Below are 18,905 nucleotides of genomic sequence, written 5' to 3' on the forward strand. Positions count from 1 at the left end.
GGACCAACGCATGCGCCATGCCCTCACGCCCGGGACGGTCCCGGCCGCGTCCATGCCCGCCGCGCCGCGGCCCCGGGCCGCGCGCCTGAAACGCGCGGAAGACCTCCTCGTGGCGGGCGCAGCGCTTACGCTGGCGGCGCCGCCGCTGGCGCTCCTGGCGCTGGCGGTGAAGCTGGACAGTCCCGGCCCCGTGGTCTTCCGCCAGCCGCGCGTGGGGCGGAACGGGCGGCTCTTCCCCCTCTTCAAGCTGCGCACGATGCACCACGCGGCCGCCGACCCCGGCGGCCGGCGGCTGGCCCGGCCCGGCGACCCGCGCATCACACGCGTCGGCCGGGTGCTGCGGCCAACGCGCCTGGACGAGCTGCCGCAGCTCGTGAACGTGCTGCGCGGGGAGATGAGCGTCGTCGGCCCGCGCCCGCACGCCATCCACGCCCGCGCGGGCGGGCTGCGCTACCCCGAGGCCGTGGCCGGCTACGCCCGCCGCCACGCCGTGCGCCCCGGCATCACCGGGCTGGCGCAGGTGCGCGGCTGGTGCGGCACCACCCACAGCGTCGCGCAGTTGCGCGGGCGCGTGGCCTGCGACCGCGCCTACATCGCCCGCTGGTCGCTGCGCCTCGACCTCGCGATCCTGCTCGCCACACCCCTGGCGCTGGCGCGCGGGCGATGAGGAGGCTGCGCACCCGCGCGGCGGCAGTGACGGCCGCCAAGGCCGGACGCTGCGCCCTCGGGCTGCTGCTGACGCTCGCCCTGGCGCGCTGGCTCGGCGCGGACGCCTACGGCGGCTACGCGGCGGCGATGGCGGTCGCGCAGCTCGCGGCCGTGGCCCTGGCGATGGGGCTGCCGCAGCTCGCCGCGCGGGACGGCGCGCGGCACCGGGCGACCGGCGATACCGGCGGGTTGGCTGGCCTGCGGCGGTGTCTGGTGCGCCACGGCGCCGGGGTAGCCGTCGCGGCCGTCTCGGTGGCGATCGCCGGCCTGATGGTTTGGGCGGATCGGGCCGTGACGGTGGCGGCCACGGCCGCGCTGGCGGCGCTGCTGGTCGCGCTGCGGCTGCACGGGGAATGGCTGGTCGGCGCCGGCCGCACGCTGCTGGGCGAGCTTGGCGACGGCGCGCTGCGGCGCGGGCTGTTCGCGCTGGCGCTGATTCCGGCCGTGATCTGGCTGCCGGCGGCCGGCGGCACGGCGCTGACGGCGCACGCCCTGGCGGCGGCCGGGGCGCTGGCCCTGGTCGCGGCGATGGCGGGGCGGCGCGAGGCGCACGCGACGACCGCCGACGGCACGGATCGCGCCCGCTACGCCGCCGCCCTGCCCTTTCTGGGGGTCGCCGCGCTCAACGTCGTCATGGCGAACGCCGACGTGCTCATGCTGGGCGCGCTGGCCGGACCCGAGGCGGCGGGCCCCTATGCCGTCGCGGCGCGGCTGGCGGAGATGCCGGCGCTGGCGCTCTTGGCGGTGAACGCGGCGGCCGTGCCGGTCTACGCGCGGGCGCACACGGCGAACGACCCGCGATCGGCCGCCGAGGCCGCGCGCTGGACGGCGCGCACGCTTACCCTCCTGGCGGGCGGAACGCTGGCGCTGGCCTGGCTGGCCGGGCCGGCGCTGCTGCCGCTGCTCGGCGCGGGCTTCGGGGCCGGCGCGACGCCGCTCATGATCCTGGCGGGTGCGCAGCTCGCCAACGCGGGAACGGGCGCGGCGGCGGTGCTGCTGGACACCGCGGGGCTGCAGCGCGTCACGCTGACGGGCGTGGCCGCGGGCGCCGCCGTCAACCTCGCCCTCAACGCGGTGCTGATCCCGGCCCACGGCGCGGTGGGCGCGGCCGTCGCCACGGGTGCCGGTCTGGTGGTGTGGAACGCGCTCCTGGCGTGGCAGGCGCGGCGGCGCGTGGGGATCGACGCCACGCCGCTCGGGCTGCGGCCGGCCGTCTTGTGATGCGCGTGGGCGTGTTTCACCCCGGCGCGCAGCAGTCCTGGCAGCGCGCGGTTGCCTTCCAGGACACCGGGCAGCTCGCGTGGTTCGCCACCAGCGCCTACTTCCACCCCGAGAGCGCGCCCGTGCGCGCCGCCGGGCACCTGCCGTCCGGCCTGCGCGAGCCCGCGCAGCGCCGCCTGCTGCGCCGGCACTTCCCCCTGCTGGACCCGGCGCACGTCCGCCGCATGGGCGTGGCGGAGCTGGCTGAGCTTGGTCTGCGCCGGCTGGGCGCGGACGCGCTGGCGCACCCCGTGAACACCTGGGGCAACCGCCGCTTCGGCCGGCAGGTGATCGCGCTCATGCAGCGGGAGCCCGTGGACGTCGTCTGGGGCTTCGACACGAGCGCGCTGGAGGTCTTTCGCTGGGCCAAGCCGCGCGGCATCACCTGCGTGCTGGACCAGACCATCGGCCACCCGGCGGTGATGAACGGTGTCATGGCGGCCGAGCGTACCCGCCACCCCGAGTTTTTCCGCGGCCACGACCGGCCCTTTTCCGCCGCCTGGATCGGCCGCCAGAACGAAGAAATCGCGCTCGCGGACCTCGTGCTCTGCGGCAGCGATTTCTGCGCCGAGACGCTGCGCGCGCAGGGCTGCGACCCCGCCAAGCTGCGCGTGGTGCCCTACGGCCACGACGAGACGCGCTGGCCCGACACGCCGCCCGAGCGCCTACCGCTCGACGGGCGCCCGCTGGAGCTGCTGTTCGCGGGCACGATCGGCCCGCGCAAGGGCGCGGCGCACCTGCTGCAAGCGATCGAGCGCCTATCGCCCGACACCGCGCGTCTGACGCTCGTGGGCCACCGCAACGTGCCCAAGGCCACGCTGGAGCGCTACCGCGCGCGCGTGCGCCACGTGCCGCAGCTGGCGCCGGGCGAGTTGCCGGCGTTGTTCCGAAGCGCGGACCTGCTGGTGCTGCCCAGCCTGTTCGAGGGCAGCGCCCTCGTGCTCAACGAGGCCCTGGCGGCGGGCCTGGGGATCGTGCAGTCGCACGCCGCCGGCGACGGCGCGCGCGAGGGGCACACCGGCACCATCCTGCCCGAGGTCTCGCCTGAGGCGCTGGCGGCGACGATCACCGCCTTGGCGCGCGATCCCGAAACCGTCGCGGCGTGGCAGGCCAACGCCTGGGCCGAGCGCCACACGCGCACCTGGGCGCGCTACCGCGCCCGCCTGCCGGCGGTGCTGGCGGCATGATCGCGCTGGCGCTCGGCTTGCAGACCGTGCTGTGGGCGAGCGTTGGCGCGCTGTTTCTGGCGCACCGCGGCGCCTCGCTCTTCCATCCGCTGAGCTTCTACCTCGTCTTCCACGGGCTGGTGTTCGTGCTGCGCCCGTGGGCGGTGCACGGCCTCGGCTTCGATTCGCAGTGGCAGGCCATGCAGTTCCACCCCACGCCCGGCGGCTTCGTGGCGACGCTGGCGCTGGCCTCGCTGGGGCTGCTGGCCTTCGCCGCCGCCGTGCTACCCGCCGGGAACGGACGCGCGCGGCCGGGACCCGAGGCCACGAGCTACACGGCCGAGCAGCGCACGGCCTTTCATCTGGTTGCCGCCGTGCTGCTGCCGCTGGCGCTCTTCGGCGCGTGGCGGGATGCGCAGATCTTCGGCACGCTCGTCCAGGCGCCGGGCGGCACCGGCATGGTGCAGCAGGGCGGGCACACCTACTTCCAGAACACCACCGGCTACATCGTGAAGGCCCACCACCTGCTGATCCCGCTGACGGCGATCTTCGCCGCCGTGCACGGCTTTCGCTGGTGGGCGCTGATGCCGGCGGGGGCGGTGTGCCTCTACCGCGCCTTCCTGGGCAGCCGCTGGGGGCTGGTCGTGGTGCTGGGGGTGGTGCTGCTGCTGCACCTCGCCGGGCGCGAGGGGCGCTGGCTGCGCGGCGTGCATCTGGCGCTCGCCGTGCCCGTGGTCGCCGCCTTCGTCGCCATCGGCCTGGACCGCGACGTGCTGCGCCACGCCACCGGCATCGGCCCGCTGCGCGACCACGGCGCGCCCATCGCGCGCGAGGGCGGCTGGCTGCACCGCCTGGACCGGGCGGACTTCGCCAACTTCGACTTCCTGGCCTACATCCACTGGGCCGTGCCGGGGCAGACGCGCACGCACACCTACTTCACCCAGCATCTCGCGCTCTTCACCCAGCCCATCCCGCGCATGCTGTGGCCGGGCAAGCCGCACGGCTCGCCGGTGCAGCTCGTGGACCTGAACCGCCACGGCTGGTGGGGCACGCGCACCAAGTCCGCCGTGGGCGACGGCTGGCTGTCGTGGGGGCTGCCCGGGGTGGTGGTCACGCTGGGGCTGGCGGGCGCGGCCTGGGGCGGGCTGCACCGCTGGTACGCACGCCGCGCCGACGATCCGATGGCGACCGCCGCCTACGCCTGCTTCCTGCCGGTGTGCGTGCTCTACTTCCGCGACGGCAGCCTCGTCACCGTGGCGCGCACGGGCATGTGGATGCTGCTGCCCGTGATCCTTTGGGTCGCGGCGTGGCGGGTGCTCGCGCGCTTCGGCGGGCGGAGCGGCCAGCCGTGACGCGGCCGGTTGTGTTCGTGTGGAGCCAGCTCGGCCCCACGCACGCCGACCGCCTGACGGCGGCGGCCGAGGCGCTGCCGGGCCGGCGCGTCGTGGGCGCGGAGATCGCAGCGGCCAGCGGCGTTTATGCCTGGGCGCCGGTTTCCGATGGGCACGCCTGGACGCGCGTGACCCTCTTCCCCGGCCGCACGCTTGAAGCCGCGCCGCGTTGGCGGCGCTTCGCACGGCTGGCGCGGCTGCTGCGGCGCGAGCGGCCGGCGGCGGTCTTCCTGTGCCACTACGAGCGCCCGGAGACCTGGGCCGCGGCGTTGTTAGGGCGGGTGCTGGGGGCGCGGCCGGTGCTGATGTTCGATTCCACCCACGCCGACGCGCCGCGCCGATGGTGGCGGGAGGCGGCGAAGCGCCCCGCCCTGTGGCCCTACGCGCGCGTGCTGGCGTCGGGCGAACGGGCGCGGGCGTACGCGGCGAAGCTGGGCGTACCGCGCGAGCGCGTGGCGCTGGGCTACGACAGCGTGTGCGTCGCACGCGTGCGCCGGCTGGCGGGAGATGCGGTTCACACGCCGCACAGTGAGCGCTCCTTCGTCGTGGCGGCGCGCTTCGTGGCGAAGAAGAACCTGACGGCGGCGCTCCAGGCGTACACCCGTTACCGGTCCGATGCGCTGGCGGCCGGGGAGACGCCGCGCGAATTGGTGCTGTGCGGCGACGGGCTGGAGCAACCGGCGCTCGACGACGAGATCGCGCGGCTGGGGCTGGGCGGCGTGCGCTTCGCGGGATTCCTTCAGGACGACGACCTCATGCCCGTGCTGGCGCGCGGCCTGGCGCTGCTGCTGCCCAGCACCTCCGAGCCGTGGGGGCTGGTGGTGAACGAGGCCCTGGCGCTGGGCGTGCCGCCCATCGTCTCGAACCGCGCGGGCGCGGCGGACTTGGTGCGGGACGGCGTCAGCGGCCACGTCGTTGCGCCGCACGACACCGCCGGCATGGCGGCGGCGATGACGAGGCTGGCGCGCGAGCCGCATCGCTGGGCCGCGATGGCCGAGGCCGCGCGGGCGGACGCGGCGGCCGGCGACGTCGACCGCTTCACGGACGGGGTCAGCGCGTGTCTGCCCAGTGGCGCAGATCCAGGCCGGTGAGGGCTTCCAGGCGATGAACCTCCCCCGCCAGGTGCGACCACACCAGCGCGCGCTCCTCGGCCGTCGGGCCGGTCCGCTCGGGCGCGGTTTCCAGCGCGCGCCCGATCCGCGCCGCCACCCCGCGCGGCAACACACGCCGCGCCAGCGCCTTGGCGCCCGAGCGGTGCAGGGCGGCGCTCAGCCCCGGCCAGCGCGGCGCGGCGGCCGTGTTGACGGGCGTTGCGGGCGGCTCGATGGGCGCGACGGCGATGTGGCGGCAGATCTCGCCGAAAACACCCGCGAAGTCGGCGCGCAGGGCCTCGCGCGTGCGGATCAGCACCTGCTCGCGCGGAAACGCGTCGAGGTAGCGCGCCACGGCCTCGGCATAGCGGCTGAACGCCAGATAGCGCGGCTCGCGGTCGAGAGCTTCGGCAAAGCTCAGGCGCGTGCGGCCGATGCGGCGGTCCATGAGGTATTGCGCGTACGCCCGCTCGGCCGGCTCGCGCAGCAGGATGAGGATGCGCGCGTTTGGCCGCGCGGCGGCGATGGCGGCCGGGGTGCCCGGCGCGTGCAGGTAGCTGGTGGAGGCGTCCACCACGGCCCGCGCCGGCGCTGCCCCCGCGAAGAGCGCGGCGTAGGTGGCGGGATCGGCCACCCGGGCGTGGTGCAGCGTGGCGGGGCCGTCCGGCTTGAGCACCTCGCGCGCATCGTGAACGCCGCGCGCGTCGGCGTCCGGCCCCAGCCAGGCCGGGTCGGCGAGGAAGTGCGGCTCCTTCACGGGACAGACGAACGCCGCCGGGTGCGCCCGCAGGGCCTCGGCCACCGCCGTGGTGCCCGCCTTCATCGCGCCCACCAGAAAGACGTCCGGCAGGCGGGCGTTCGCTGATGCCGCCCGGTCCGCCGCCGCGAGGTCGCCAGCCATGACGCCGCCCGTCCGCGTGATCGCCGACCTCCCGCCGCCCGAGCACGGCCAGGCGCGCGTGAGCGCGTGTGTTGTGGACCGCCTCGCGGCGCGGGGCAAGGTGGCGGTGCACGACATCGCCCCGGCGGGCGGGCGGCGGCTGCCGGCGGTGGCCCGGGCGCTGGCGGCCGTGGCGGTGCGGCCCTCGCGCGCGCTCTACATGCCGGTGCTGGCGGGGCGCGGGACGGCCGTGGTCATCGCGCTCGCGGGGCTGGCGCGGCTGCGCGGCGTGCCGGTGGCGCTGCACCACCACAGCTTCGCCTACCTGGACCGGCGCTGGCGCACGCTGGCGTGGCTGGTGCGCGCGGCCGGGCCGGCGACCGAGCACGTCGTGCTGTGTCCGGCGATGGCGCGGCGGCTGCGCCAGCGCTACGGGGTTCGCCGCACGCGCGTGGTGGGCAACGCGGCCGTGGTGGCGGGGCCATCGTCCCCAACCCCCTCTTTCGTCTCCCCCTTCCCCGGGGCCGGGGAAGGGGGAGAGAGGGTTTCTCGGCCGGGGCAATGCCCCATGACCATCGGCTTCGTCGGGGCGGTGTCGCGGGCGAAGGGGGTGGACGCCTTCCTCGATCTGGCGCGGCGGATGGCGCCGGACGTGCGGGCCGTCGTTGCCGGGCCGGTGGCGGACGGCGATGCGGCCGGGGTGCTGGCGGCGGCATCCCACGAGCTGGGCGAGCGCCTGACCCGCCGCGCCGCCAGCAACGACCGGGACGCGCTCTTCGCCGGAATCGACGTGCTGGTGCTGCCCAGCCGCTACCGCCACGAGGCCCAGCCGCTCGTGGTGCTGGAGGCCCTGGCGCGCGGCATTCCCGTGATCGCCACGGGGCGTGGCTGCCTGCCCGGCATGGCGCAGCCGCCCGCGCTCACCGTGCTGCCGCGCGACGGAGCCACGGTCGCGGCGGCCGAACGCGCCCTCGCCCACCTGACGCCGCGGCTGGACACCGCCCGGCGCGAGGCGCGCGCGCTCTACGAGGCGCTGGCGGCGGACTCGGCGGCCGGGCTGGACGCGCTGACGGCGTATCTCGCGAAAAGCACGTCGGCCTGAACGCGGCCGAAGGCGGGATGCGTCACGGCGTTGTCGCTGCGCACCGGCTGAAAGCCGTGATCCGCCAGGTAGGCTTCGACGGCGGGGCGCAGCGCCTGACCGGCGTACAGCTCGACGTCCGAGCACTCGCACAGCACCCAGTCGATCTGTGGCAACAGGTGCGTGCTTGCCCGCAGTGTGTCCAATTCCGATCCCTGCACGTCGAGTTTCAACAACACCGGCGGCGTCAATACGGCCGACGGCACGAGATCGGCCAGCGGCGCGGTTCGCACCGTTTCAGTGCGCACGGCGTGCGTGCCCGGAAACACGCGGGTCTGCCGCGCGCCCACGGGCAGCAGCGAGGCGGAGTCGGTGCGCGCCGGAACCTGCATCGTGGCCCGGCCGCGCTCGGGCGCCACGGCTGCGCGGTGGACGGTGATGCCGCCGAGCGCGGCCGCGACCCGGTGCAAAACTTCGGCCGGGGCCGCCAGCGGCTCGACGGCGTGGACGTGGGCACCGGGCAGCAGCGCCCGCGCGGCCAGGACGAACTGCCCGCGGTTCGCGCCCACGTCGATCACGGTCACAGCGTCCAGCGTCCGCAGCGCGTTCGCGTGCTCCACCGCCGCCGCCACGCCGCGGCGCAGCCCCAGCCGCCACGGCCGCCGCGTCAGCAGGCGGGCCAGCTTTACCGCCCGGCGCATCGCGTTCCGCTCCCGCTTGAACCCGCCACCCGGCCTGGCGCACCATCCGGCCATTCCGGGTTTCGAGATCCGCCATGCGTGTGTGCGTCCACGACCACTGCGGGCACCCCTTCCCCGTCCAGCTGAGCCGCTGGCTGGCGGCGCGCGGGCACGCCGTGCTGCACCTCTACGCCCCGGCCGTGGAGGCGCCGCGCGGGCGGTTGGCGCAGCGGCCCGGCGACCCGGCGGGGCTGAAGATCGAAGCCGTGCCCATGCCGGGCAACCTCGCCAAGTACCGCCCCGCCCGCCGCTACGTCCAGGAGCGCGCCTACGCCCGCCGCGCCGGCCAGCGCATCGCCGCCTTCGCGCCGGACGTGGTGCTCTCGGGCAACTGCAGCGCGCTCGTGCAGCGGCGCCTGCAACTGGCCGCGCACCGCCACGGCGCCGCCTTCGTCTACTGGCTTCAGGACATCTACGCGCTGGCGGTGAAGCGCTCGCTGGCGGGCCGGATGCCGCGCCTCGCGCCCGTGGCGGGACGCCTCGTCGACCGCATGGAAACCGCGGCGCTGGCGGACAGCGACGCCGTGGTCGCGATCACCGAGGATTTTCTGCCCGCCGTCATCGGCCGGGGCGTCCACCCCGACCGCGCGCACGTCATTCCCAACTGGGCGCCGGTGGCGGAGCTGACGCCGGACAGCCGCGACGCGGGCGCGCGCTGGCGCATGCGCCACGGCCTGGGCCGGCGTTTCCTCTTCGTCTACGCAGGCACGCTGGGCCTCAAGCACGAGCCGCACGACCTGGCGGCGCTGGCGCGCGCCCACCGCGACGACCCGAACGTGGGCGTGGTCGTGATCGGCCAGGGGCCGGGCCGCGCCGCGCTGGAGCGCGCCAAGGCCGCCGAACACCTGACGAACCTGATGGTGTTGGACTTCGTGCCCTTCGCCGAGATGGCAGCCGTCATGGCCGCCGCCGACGTCCTTGTGGCGATGTTGACGCCGGAAGCGGGCAGCTTTTCGGTGCCGTCCAAGGTGCTGACCTACCTCTGCGGCGGGCGTCCCGTGCTCGCCGCCATGCCGCCGGGCAACGCCGCCGCGCGCACACTGCACGCCGCCGATGCGGGCCTTGTGGTGGAACCGGGTGACGAGGCCGCGTGGCTGGCCGCCGCCGACGCGCTGCGCCGTGATCCCGAGCGCCGCGCGCGCATGGGCGCCGCCGGCCGCGCCCACGCCGAGCGCGCCTTCGCCATGAAGCGCATCGGGCCGCAGTTCGTCGAGGTGCTGGAAACCGCGGCGGGCGCCCGCGCGGATCGGCACGCCGGGACGACGCCGGCGTAAGCGCTCACCCGTCGTCCACGCCGGCTTCGGGGTCGATGGCGCGGTGCAGGCGCCGGGCGGCCGTGCGGGCGAAGCGCAGCAGGACCGCGCGGCGGCGGGCGCCGGCCAGCTTGTGTTCGGGCGGCTCGCGCAGCACCTGGGCGTCGTAGCCGTCGGCCACGAGGACGCCGCAGGTGGCTTCGTCGGGCAGGATGTCCATGGGAAACTCGGGCGGCACGGCGAAGGCGAAGCGGTCGCAGAAGGCGCGGTAGGCGTCCCACTTGGCGTCCGCACGGAAGTCGGCGCGCGAGGCCTTCACCTCCACGATGAGCACGCCGCCGCGCTCGTCCACGCCCAGCACGTCGGCGCGGCGGCCGTCGGCCAGCGGCATCTCCGTCACGACCGCGTAGCCGCGCGCCGCGAGCCCCCGGCACACCCCGCGCGCCAGCCACACGCCCGGGGCCGCGCCGTCCGGTGCGTCACCGCCCGCCATCAGGGGTAGTCGCAGCGCCGCCAGGTGACCTTCGCGAAGGCGCGGTCGTCGCCCTCGACGATGGAGAAGCGGTGCTCCTGGCCGTCCACGACCATGGCGTGGTGGACCGGCAGGCGGCCCTCGGCCGACTGGCTCTCGCCGCCCAGGCGCGTGAAGGTGGCGGTGATGGGCGCGGCGGGATCGAACCACGCTTGCGGCTGGCCCTGGGCGTCGGTCGCGGGCTGGCCGGTGGCCGTCACCGTGACGGTGTTGCCCGCGAAGGACACCGAGCTGGCGGCGCCGCTGGACAGCGGCGTCTGCACGATGAAGCGCTTGGTCACGGGGCCGCCGGGGCACTCGGGCTCGACGCTGGCGCTTTCCACCAGGAATTCGAGGCGGTCGGCGGGCACACCGTTGTTCAGCCGCGCGCGCAACAGCTTCAGCAGTTCGGCTGGCTCACCTTCCGGCACGTTCTGCTCGTAGCGCTGCTTCCAGGTTGTAAGCTGGTTTTCCGTGGCTTCCAGCTCGCGCCGCAGCCGCGCGTTCTCCTGCGCCTGCTCGTCCAGGCGGCGTTGCAGCTCGGCGACCTGCTCCTCCAGCTCGCGGACCTCGATTCGGGCGAGCTTGGCCCCCGTGGCATAGGCGAACGCGCCTGCCCCGATTAGGCCGACGAGGATGAGCACCCACTTGACGACGGCCCAGCGCCGCCGGCGTTTGCGCGCGCGATGACTTTCCGTCAGGCCCCAGGTCATGGCCTCTCAAAGTTTGTCGCGAAATGTCTCATGGTTAAAGCCGTTCGGCGATGCGCCGACGTGCCACGTCCTGTCAAGCACGCGCATGCGGCAAAACCGTGACGGCGTTCGCCCGTTCGGCCGGGACGATTAATTCACGGTGTCGGCCTTGGTGGGGCGCGGCGCTTCCGTCCAGTCGGAGGGCGCGGGCAGATCCCATCCGGCCTCGTCGCTCTTGCGCTTGAGCACGTCGAGGATCTTGTGCGCGTTCGGCCGGTCGAGGGTCAGCGCGCAGACCCGCTCGCGTGCCGTGCCGTCCGCGCCGTCGCCGTGGCGCCGCAGGCCGTCGAGCGCCAGCACGATCGCGCCCTTGCGGGCTTGCAGGTGCGCTTCGGTGACGAGGAAGTGCGCCGCCGGATCGCTGGCCCCGCCCGGATTGTCGCCGCCGTCGCCGCCGGTTTCCAGGGCGGAGATGTGCTCCATCTGCAGGATCTCGCCGCGCTGCGCCGGGTCCGCCTGGGCCGCCGTGGGGCTGCTTTCGGCCAGGAAGCTGGCGTAGCGGTTGAGCAGCTGGCGCAGCAGCCGCCGCGTAAACCAGGCCGCGCGCGGCCCGTCCCTGACCGTGTGCGCGATCAGCACCAGCCGGTCTTCCACCCGGTTGACGCCGAGCTGCAACGTGCGCGCGACGGGGTAGTCGGTTCCGCTCTCGGTCATGCCGGACGCTCGTGCGGTCGATGCGCGGTCTGGGGGACCTTCCCCGCCTGCTTTGGGGAGCCGGTATAGTGCGGGTGCGCCGGCTTTCATAGGCCCGAGCGGCGGGACGGCGCGAGTCGGCCACGCACCCCGGCATGAAAAAGGCGGAAGACCGCACGGCCTTCCGCCTTCGTGTCAGCGTCATTCGCCGCGCTAACGCAATAAGCACGGGTGCGGTGACCCGTTAACGCGGCGCCAGCACCATGATCATCTGCCGCCCTTCGAGCTTGGGGTCGGCTTCGATCTTGCCGGTGTCGGCGACGTCGTCACGCACCTTGTTCAGGATCTTCTGGCCGAGGTCCTGGTGCGCCATCTCGCGCCCGCGGAAGCGCAGGCTGACCTTCACCCTATCGCCCTCGCCCAGGAACTTCTGGATGTTCTTGATTTTCACATTGTAGTCGTGATCTTCAATGTTGGGGCGGATCTTGACTTCCTTGACATCCACCGTCTTTTGCTTCTTGCGGGCTTCGGCTTTCCGCTTCTGCATCTCGTACTTGTAACGGCCGAAGTCCAGCACCTTGCACACGGGTGGCTTGCTCGTGGGAGAGACTTCCACGAGGTCAAGGCCGGCCTCTTCCGCCGCCTGCAGAGCTTGGTTCAGCGGAACAACGCCGTGGTTCTGCCCGTCGGCGTCGATCAGGCGCACTTCGCGCGCTTGAATCTGTCGATTGGCGCGCGGCGCGTCGCTCGCGGGCGCAGAACTCTGGTGCGGTCGCTTTCCTATGGATCAGGCTCCGTTTTTTCCGTTGCTACGTTCGGTTGGGTTGTGCGTCGTCGCGGCCGCGATCACCACAAGCCGGTCGCGCGCCGCCTCCATTCGGGAAGCAGAGCGCGCGCCGGTCAAGCGGTCATCACGTTTCCGGCGAGGCGGGCGGTCGCGCCTCCGTGGCGAGTTTAGTCACCGCCTCGTCCAGTTCAAGAACCTCTTGCTGCTTCGAGCCCAGCCGGCGCAGGGCCACGGTGCCCTGGGCCGCCTCGGTGTTGCCGACCACGGCGATCACCGGAACCTTCTGGTTGCTGTGCTCGCGGACCTTGTAGTTGATCTTCTCGTTGCGCAGGTCCGTCTTCACGCGCAGCCCGGCGGCGCGCATGCGCTTGGCGACGGCTTCCGCGTACTGGTCGGCGTCGTTGGTGATCGTCGTCACCACCACCTGCTCGGGCGCGAGCCAGAGCGGGAACTTGCCCGCGTGCTCCTCGATCAGGATGGCGATGAAGCGCTCGAAGGAGCCCAGGATCGCCCGGTGCAGCATCACCGGCCGATGCTCGTTGCCGTCCTGGCCGACGTAGGTGGCGTCCAACCGCTCGGGCAGGACGAAGTCGACCTGCAGCGTGCCGCACTGCCAGTCGCGGCCCAGCGCGTCGCGCAGGACGAACTCCAGCTTGGGGCCGTAGAACGCGCCCTCGCCGGGGTTGAGCGTGTAGGGCAGCCCGGCGTGCTCGACCGCCGACTTGAGGGCGTGCTCGGCGCGGTCCCACACCTCGTCCGAGCCCGCGCGCGTCTCCGGGCGGTCGGAGAACTTGACCGTCACGTCCTCGAAGCCGAAGGCGGCGTAGACCTCACGCAGCAGGGCACAGAACTTCACCGTCTCGTCGTCGATCTGCTCCTCGGTGCAGAAGATGTGCGCGTCGTCCTGCGTGAAGGCGCGGACGCGCATCAGCCCGTGCAGGGCGCCCGAGGGCTCGTAGCGGTGGCAGGAGCCGAACTCCGCCATGCGGTAGGGCAAATCGCGGTAGCTGGTGATGCCCTGCTTGAAGATCTGCACGTGGCCGGGGCAGTTCATCGGCTTGATGGCGAGGGTGTGGTCGTCCTCGCTCTTCGCCGTGAACATGTTGTCGTGGAACTTCTGCCAGTGGCCGGAGCGCTCCCACAGGCTCTGATCGATGAGCTGGGGCGTCTTCACCTCGACGTAGCCGTCGCGCTCCAGCTTGTCGCGCAGGTAGCGCTCGATCTGGCGGTAGAGCGTCCACCCCTTGGGGTGCCAGAAGACGTTGCCGACGGCCTCCTCCTGCTGGTGGAAGAGGCCCAGCTCGCGGCCGAGCTTGCGGTGGTCGCGCCGGGCGGCCTCCTCCAGCATGTGGAGGTGATCCTTGAGCTGCTTCTCCGTCTCCCAGGCCGTGCCGTAGACGCGCTGGAGCTGCTCGTTGCGCTGGTCGCCGCGCCAGTAGGCGCCCGAGACCTTCATCAGCTTGAAGGCGTGACCGATCTTGGCCGTGCTGGGCGTGTGCGGGCCCTTGCACAGGTCCAGCCAGTCGCCCTGCTTGTAGACGCTGATGACGGCGTCGTCGGGCAGCGTCTGGATGTGCTCGGCCTTGTAGTGCTCGCCGATGGAGCGGAAGTATTCGATGGCCTCCTGCCGGTCCCAGACCTCGCGCACGATCTCCTCATCGCGGTCGATGATCTCGTGCATGCGCTGCTCGATCTTTTCGAGGTCCTCCGGCGTGAAGGGCTCCTCGCGCGCGAAGTCGTAATAGAAGCCGGTCTCGGTGGGCGGACCGAAGGTCACCTGGGTGTCCGGGTAGAGCTCCTGCGTCGCCTCCGCCAGCACGTGCGCGCAGTCGTGGCGGATCAGCTCGGGCGCGTCCGGGTGGCCGCGCGTGACGATCTCCACGTGCGCGTCGTCCGGCACCGCGCGCTGCAGGTCGCGCACCTCGCCGTCGACCTTGATCGCCAGGGCCTGCTTGGCGAGCTTCTTGCCGATGCGCTCGGCGACCTCGAAGCCGGTGGGCGCGTGGTCGAACGTCAGCTTACTGCCGTCCGGCAGCACCACGCGCACACTGCGCTCCACCTCGGCAACAGTGCTCACGGCTCTCCTCCGTCTCGCCCCGGGACGCGAGCGCGATGAGCCGACGCGGAATTGTCCCACGAGCCCCATCGCGCTCGATGCCATTCATGGACGGGCATGACTCCAAGCCCGGATCGTTTCGATCCGACCTTATCATGCCCTTGTGGCAACATGGGGGGACCATAGGACGCGTGCAAATGCAACGCCACTGGCGCGTTGACGCGGTGGCGTGCTACCGCCGTACCCGACGGCAAAAGGAGCCCGCGCCATGAGCGACACCGCCGCGCCCGCCTACCTGGACACGGGCCACGGCGCCCGCATCGCCCACCACCGCACGCCCGGCGCCGCGCCCGGGATCGTCTTCCTGGGCGGCTTTGCCTCCGACATGGACGGCACCAAGGCGACGGCGCTGGAAGCCTACGCGCGCGAGCGCGGGCGCGCCTTCGTGCGCTTCGACTACCAGGGCCACGGGCAGTCCAGCGGGCGCTTCGTCGACGGCACGGTGAGCGCGTGGCTGGCCGATTCGCTGGCGGTGCTCGACCACCTTACGGAAGGGCCGCAGGTGCTCGTCGGCTCCTCGATGGGCGGGTGCATGATGCTGCTCGCCGCGCTGCAGCGGCCCGAGCGCGTGGCCGCCCTCGTGGGCCTCGCCGCCGCGCCCGACTTCACCGAGGACCTGCTGCTGCCCACGCTGGACGAGGCGGCGCGGGAAACGCTGGCGCGCGAGGGGGTGTACAACATGCCCTCGCCCTACGGCGACCCGGTGCCGCTGTCCAAGGCGCTGGTGGACGACGGGCGCAAGCACCTGCTGCTGCGCGACACCATCGACCTCACCTGCCCCGTGCGCCTGATCCACGGCATGCGCGACGACGACGTCCCGTGGCACTGGTCGCTGAAGACGCAGGCGGCGCTGGCCAGCGAGGACGTCGAGGTGACGCTGGTGAAGAACGCGGATCACCGCCTCTCCGCGCCCGCCGACCTGCGCCGCCTGGAACGCACGCTGGACGGCCTGAACGAGGTCGTGGCGACGTGCTGACACGCGGAGCCGGGCGGGTCCGGCCGCGTCGGCTGATGGGCTATTTCTTGTCGCCCGCGTCGCGGACGGCGTCCTTCGCGGTGCCCGCGGCCTCCTGGACATGACCCTGGGTCGTCTCGGCCCGGCCCTTGGCTTCCAGTTTCTTGTTGCCCGTGATCCGGCCGATCGCGCGCTTGGCGGCGCCGGTCGCCTGCTTGAACGGGCCTTTGATGCGTGCGGTGTCCATGGTGTCCGCTCCGTGGTCAGCCGGTGAAAGGCATGATGGCGGCTGGCGCGGCCTGTAGACCGCCGATGACGCCCAGGGCGCTGAGCAGCCAGACGATCACCACAATCACGACAACGAGGTTGAGCAGCCCGCGGATTCGGTTGTCCATCGGGATGTAGGCGTTGATGAGCCACAGAACCACGCCGGCAATCACCAGCGTGACGACGATCGGGATAATCGGCATACCGCCTCTCCGTGTACGCGAGGGAAGAAGCGTCGCCGCTTGGGCGACTTCGTGGCACGCGGGTCACCGTCGATGATCGGGAAAAATCCGCGCAATCCGTTTTGCCGATTGTCCCGCATCCATCGAGCGGTCGATTGGCCTTTTAACGAACGCATCCTTCCCGAAACTTCGCGGATCGAACCAGGACTTCGCTTTCGGCGCAATCCCTCTGGCGAATACGTTGAATCGGGGGCCCGATCGCCCCGCCGCGCGCGAGGCCTCGGGAAAACCGACGGCACGGCAAAAAAACCCTTTGCTTCCCGGCCGAACGTGCGTACAGTCCGTGACTGTCTGAGACGTGACTTTGGCGTGCCTGGGCCCGCGGGCGACACAGCCCGCATCGGATTCCTGCTCCCGGAGTGACGAGACTCGAGACCGCGGCCGCCGCGATGCGCGCGGTGGCGCGACTGCCAACCCGGGATACAGGAGATCGCGATATGGCGACCGGGACCGTGAAGTTCTTCAACACCACCAAGGGCTACGGCTTCATCCAGCCGGAGGACGGCGGGAAGGACGTTTTCGTCCACATCACCGCTGTTCAGCGCGCCGGCATGACCGGTCTGGAAGAGGGCCAGCGCATCGGTTACGACCTCGTGACCGACAAGGGCAAGACCGCCGCGGGCAACCTGCACGCGGTCTAAGCTGGACGACGGCCGCGCGGGGCCGCGCGGCATCGACCAGAACGGGCGGCGGTCCGGGGAACCGGGCCGCCGCTTTTTTATGCCGCGTTTTCGGCCACCAGCGCCCGCAGCCCCTCGCGGTAGGTCGGATAAGCCAGCTCGACCCCCAGCTCGTCGTGGATGCGGGCATTCGCGACGCGCTTGTTGTCGCGCCAGAAGGTGCGCGCCATCTCCGACATTTCCGCCGTGTCGAAATCCTGCAAGGGCGGCGGGTTCACGCCGAGCAGCTCGCAGGCATAGGCGGTGACGTCCTGCGGCGCCGCCGGCTCGTCGTCGCAGACGTTGTAGACGGCGCCGGGGTTGGGCCGCGCGATCGAGGCTTCCAGAACCCGCACGATGTCGTCGGCGTGGATGCGCGAGAACACGTGCCCCGGCTTGTGGATTCGCCGCGCCGTGCCCCGGCGCACGGATTCGATCGGCCCGCGTCCGGGCCCGTAAATCCCGGCGAGCCGGAAGACGTGGACGGGCACCCCGTGGTCGGCGTACAGCGCACGCCATCGCCCCTCGGCGTGGGCGCGACGCTCGCTCCGCTCACTGGTCGGGCGCAACGCGCTCGTCTCGTCCACCCAGCCGCCGTCGCGGTCGCCGTACACCCCCGTGGTGGAGAGGTAGCCGGCCCAGTCGAGCCGGTCGGCCGCGCGCGCGATGGTGTCGCCGTGCTGGTCCAGCACCGCGTCGTGGTCCCCGGCCTTGTCCGGCGGCACCGAGCTGAGCAGGTGCGTGGCGCGCGCGAGCGCGGCATCGGCGTCGGCCAGCGGGCGGTCGCGGTCGAAGACCTGGGCGTCGATACCCTCGGCGCGCAGGGCTTCCACCTTCTCCGCCGTCCGCGCGGTGCCGGCGACCTGCCACCCGGCCGCCAGCAGGCGCTGGGCCAGGCGGTGCGCGCTGTAGCCGATGCCGAAGATGAAGATGCGCGGCGTGTGATCGGTCATGATGCGGTCCTTGCGCAGCGCGGTCGGATGTGAACTTGCGGTCGCGCGAAACTGGGTCTACCAGCGGACCGGAGCAAGATGGAGAGCCGGCATGCGGCACGGGCAGACGATCGCGCCCCTGGTGGCGCTGGCGCTGCTGGCGGCGGGACCCGCGCCCGCCCAGACCGAAACGGACGCGGCGGACGCCCCGAAGTCCGACGAGCTGAAGGCGGCGGAGCGCTACACCGACTGCCTTCGCCTGGCGGCCCAGACCCCCGAAAAGGCGCGCGGCCGTGCGCGCACTTGGGAAGCCCAGGGCGGCGGCGACCCCGCGCGGCACTGTCTGGCGGTGGCCTTGCTGAACGACGGCCAGCACACGGCCGCGGCCAAGCGGCTGGAGGAGCTGGCGCGCACGCTCGACACCGACTCCGGCCCCCTCATGCGCGCGGAAGCCATGGCCCAGGCCGGCCAGGCGTGGCTGCTGGCGGGCGAGCTGGAGAAGGCGGAGACGGCGCACAGCAAGGCGCTCAACCTCAACCGGGACAACGCCGAGCTGTGGGTCGACCGGGCGATGGTGCGCTTCCAGCGCGCCAACTACGCGGGCGCGGTGCAGGACCTCAACCGCGCGCAGAGCAAGGCGCCCGACAACGCCATGGTCTACGTCTACCGCGCCAGCGCGCTGCGCCACCTGGATCGCCTCAAGGCGGCGCTGGAGGACGCGGAGACGGCCGTCGAGTTGGCCCCGCGCAACCCCGAGGCGCTGCTGGAAAAGGGCATCCTGCACCGGCTGCAGGGCGACAAGGACGCCGCGCGCCAGGCGTGGACGCGCCTGCTGGAGGTGGCGCCCACCTCACCCGCGGCGGAAGCGGCGCGCACCAACCTGACCCAGATGAAATCCAAGACAGACGAAGGCTGATAGCCTTCGGGAGGACCTAGCGATGTTCTGGCTCCTGCTCGGCATGGTGATCCTGCTGATGGTGTTCGACGCGATCATCACCATGCGCCGCCGGCCCGAATGGCGAAGGTCCGCGGAGCAGGCCTACGCCCACCTGCAGAAGGCGGCGCCAGCGTCGGACAAGGTGGCAATGGGCCGCGACGCCTTCGTCAAGCACTACCTGGAGTTGTGCCAGAAAGCCACGACCGGCAGCCGGCTGGGCGTCATCCTGGGGTTGGCGCTGGCGTGGTTCGTCTGCGCGCTCGCCACCGCGGCGGTGAGCCAAGAGCCGGTGGGGATGCTGAACTACATCGCCATGGCGGTGGTCGTCGTCGCCCTGCCCGCGCCGGTGCTGATCAAGATGGTGGGCATCCGCAAGGCCAAGCGCTTCGCCCAGCCGCCGACCGGCGATGAAGCCGGCAGCGCGGCTTCGTCCGGCGCGGAATAAACAAAAAAAGCGGCCCGCCGAGGTGGCGGGCCGAACGGTTGTCGCACGGCACGGGAGGGGGCTCTTCTTGGCCGCCCGGCCGGTTGCGGGCGGCGGACG

At 72.8% G+C, this 18,905-nt stretch carries 21 protein-coding genes; 11 read left to right on the forward strand and 10 right to left on the reverse strand.

Going from position 1 to position 18,905, the window contains the following annotated elements; all coding sequences use genetic code 11:
• Window positions 1-10: 10 nt before the first annotated feature.
• The 5 genes from BLQ43_RS09030 to BLQ43_RS09050 are packed head-to-tail and all read left to right on the forward strand — an operon-like array spanning window position 11 to window position 5,616.
• A complete protein-coding gene (locus tag BLQ43_RS09030) occupies window positions 11-667 on the forward strand; it encodes a sugar transferase (RefSeq protein WP_245659533.1) in 657 nt (218 codons plus the stop codon).
• A complete protein-coding gene (locus tag BLQ43_RS09035; RefSeq protein ID WP_090019993.1) occupies window positions 664-1,929 on the forward strand; it encodes a lipopolysaccharide biosynthesis protein in 1,266 nt (421 codons plus the stop codon). The genes BLQ43_RS09030 and BLQ43_RS09035 overlap by 4 nt, the downstream gene beginning before the upstream one ends.
• On the forward strand, window positions 1,929-3,155 hold the full coding sequence (locus BLQ43_RS09040) for a glycosyltransferase family 4 protein (RefSeq protein ID WP_143006222.1): 1,227 nt from the start codon (window positions 1,929-1,931) through the stop codon (window positions 3,153-3,155). The genes BLQ43_RS09035 and BLQ43_RS09040 overlap by 1 nt, the downstream gene beginning before the upstream one ends.
• On the forward strand, window positions 3,152-4,486 hold the full coding sequence (locus BLQ43_RS09045; protein ID WP_090019998.1) for a hypothetical protein: 1,335 nt from the start codon (window positions 3,152-3,154) through the stop codon (window positions 4,484-4,486). Before BLQ43_RS09040 ends, BLQ43_RS09045 begins: the two co-directional genes overlap by 4 nt.
• Window positions 4,483-5,616 carry a glycosyltransferase gene (locus BLQ43_RS09050; protein WP_090020001.1) on the forward strand — a complete coding sequence of 378 codons (1,134 nt, stop codon included), beginning with the start codon at window positions 4,483-4,485 and terminating at the stop codon, window positions 5,614-5,616. Before BLQ43_RS09045 ends, BLQ43_RS09050 begins: the two co-directional genes overlap by 4 nt.
• Here the strand turns inward: BLQ43_RS09050 and BLQ43_RS09055 are convergent.
• Window positions 5,576-6,517 carry a sulfotransferase gene (locus BLQ43_RS09055; protein WP_176758605.1) on the reverse strand — a complete coding sequence of 314 codons (942 nt, stop codon included), beginning with the start codon at window positions 6,515-6,517 and terminating at the stop codon, window positions 5,576-5,578. The genes BLQ43_RS09050 and BLQ43_RS09055 overlap by 41 nt on opposite strands.
• Here BLQ43_RS09055 and BLQ43_RS09060 point away from each other — a divergent pair.
• Entirely contained in the window at window positions 6,516-7,598 is a 1,083-nt protein-coding gene (locus BLQ43_RS09060; RefSeq protein WP_090020003.1) for a glycosyltransferase family 4 protein, read from the forward strand. The genes BLQ43_RS09055 and BLQ43_RS09060 overlap by 2 nt on opposite strands.
• On the opposite strand, the gene BLQ43_RS09065 is transcribed toward BLQ43_RS09060, so the two are convergent.
• Window positions 7,520-8,278: an FkbM family methyltransferase gene (locus tag BLQ43_RS09065; protein WP_176758606.1), complete on the reverse strand. Its 759-nt coding sequence runs from the start codon at window positions 8,276-8,278 to the stop codon at window positions 7,520-7,522. The genes BLQ43_RS09060 and BLQ43_RS09065 overlap by 79 nt on opposite strands.
• 74 nt (window positions 8,279-8,352) lie before the next feature.
• On the opposite strand from BLQ43_RS09065, the gene BLQ43_RS09070 reads away from it, so the two are divergent.
• Window positions 8,353-9,591: a glycosyltransferase family 4 protein gene (locus BLQ43_RS09070; protein WP_090020006.1), complete on the forward strand. Its 1,239-nt coding sequence runs from the start codon at window positions 8,353-8,355 to the stop codon at window positions 9,589-9,591.
• Window positions 9,592-9,595: 4 nt separating this feature from the next.
• Here BLQ43_RS09070 and BLQ43_RS09075 read toward each other — a convergent pair whose 3' ends face one another.
• The 5 genes from BLQ43_RS09075 to thrS form a co-directional block, all read right to left on the reverse strand.
• The gene (locus tag BLQ43_RS09075) at window positions 9,596-10,063 is read right to left on the reverse strand and encodes an MmcB family DNA repair protein (protein WP_090020009.1); all 468 of its coding nucleotides are present in this window, start codon (window positions 10,061-10,063) and stop codon (window positions 9,596-9,598) included.
• On the reverse strand, window positions 10,063-10,794 hold the full coding sequence (locus BLQ43_RS09080; RefSeq protein ID WP_090020011.1) for a hypothetical protein: 732 nt from the start codon (window positions 10,792-10,794) through the stop codon (window positions 10,063-10,065). Before BLQ43_RS09080 ends, BLQ43_RS09075 begins: the two co-directional genes overlap by 1 nt.
• A gap of 129 nt (window positions 10,795-10,923) precedes the next feature.
• On the reverse strand, window positions 10,924-11,487 hold the full coding sequence (locus BLQ43_RS09085; protein WP_090020013.1) for a hypothetical protein: 564 nt from the start codon (window positions 11,485-11,487) through the stop codon (window positions 10,924-10,926).
• A 223-nt stretch (window positions 11,488-11,710) separates the two neighbouring features.
• On the reverse strand, window positions 11,711-12,250 hold the full coding sequence (gene infC / locus BLQ43_RS09090; protein WP_090020015.1) for a translation initiation factor IF-3: 540 nt from the start codon (window positions 12,248-12,250) through the stop codon (window positions 11,711-11,713).
• A gap of 127 nt (window positions 12,251-12,377) precedes the next feature.
• Entirely contained in the window at window positions 12,378-14,300 is a 1,923-nt protein-coding gene (gene thrS / locus BLQ43_RS09095; RefSeq protein WP_437123477.1) for a threonine--tRNA ligase, read from the reverse strand.
• A 277-nt stretch (window positions 14,301-14,577) separates the two neighbouring features.
• On the opposite strand from thrS, the gene BLQ43_RS09100 reads away from it, so the two are divergent.
• A complete protein-coding gene (locus BLQ43_RS09100) occupies window positions 14,578-15,345 on the forward strand; it encodes an alpha/beta hydrolase family protein (protein WP_090020018.1) in 768 nt (255 codons plus the stop codon).
• Between the two features lie 40 nt (window positions 15,346-15,385).
• On the opposite strand, the gene BLQ43_RS09105 is transcribed toward BLQ43_RS09100, so the two are convergent.
• Together BLQ43_RS09105 and BLQ43_RS09110 are read right to left on the reverse strand one after the other, a co-directional pair.
• On the reverse strand, window positions 15,386-15,571 hold the full coding sequence (locus BLQ43_RS09105) for a CsbD family protein (RefSeq protein ID WP_090020020.1): 186 nt from the start codon (window positions 15,569-15,571) through the stop codon (window positions 15,386-15,388).
• Window positions 15,572-15,587: 16 nt separating this feature from the next.
• On the reverse strand, window positions 15,588-15,794 hold the full coding sequence (locus tag BLQ43_RS09110; protein WP_090020021.1) for a Thivi_2564 family membrane protein: 207 nt from the start codon (window positions 15,792-15,794) through the stop codon (window positions 15,588-15,590).
• Window positions 15,795-16,270: 476 nt separating this feature from the next.
• Between BLQ43_RS09110 and BLQ43_RS09115 the strand changes: the two genes are divergently transcribed.
• The gene (locus BLQ43_RS09115) at window positions 16,271-16,474 is read left to right on the forward strand and encodes a cold-shock protein (protein WP_090020023.1); all 204 of its coding nucleotides are present in this window, start codon (window positions 16,271-16,273) and stop codon (window positions 16,472-16,474) included.
• Between the two features lie 77 nt (window positions 16,475-16,551).
• On the opposite strand, the gene BLQ43_RS09120 is transcribed toward BLQ43_RS09115, so the two are convergent.
• Window positions 16,552-17,445, reverse strand: a complete 894-nt coding sequence (locus BLQ43_RS09120; RefSeq protein WP_090020025.1) for an SDR family oxidoreductase — start codon at window positions 17,443-17,445, stop codon at window positions 16,552-16,554.
• Window positions 17,446-17,536: 91 nt separating this feature from the next.
• On the opposite strand from BLQ43_RS09120, the gene BLQ43_RS09125 reads away from it, so the two are divergent.
• The gene (locus BLQ43_RS09125; RefSeq protein ID WP_090020027.1) at window positions 17,537-18,340 is read left to right on the forward strand and encodes a tetratricopeptide repeat protein; all 804 of its coding nucleotides are present in this window, start codon (window positions 17,537-17,539) and stop codon (window positions 18,338-18,340) included.
• Window positions 18,341-18,362: 22 nt separating this feature from the next.
• Window positions 18,363-18,806, forward strand: a complete 444-nt coding sequence (locus BLQ43_RS09130; RefSeq protein ID WP_090020029.1) for a hypothetical protein — start codon at window positions 18,363-18,365, stop codon at window positions 18,804-18,806.
• Window positions 18,807-18,905: the final 99 nt, after the last annotated feature.

The organism is Limimonas halophila (assembly GCF_900100655.1).
GTDB classification, from domain to species: domain Bacteria; phylum Pseudomonadota; class Alphaproteobacteria; order Kiloniellales; family Rhodovibrionaceae; genus Limimonas; species Limimonas halophila.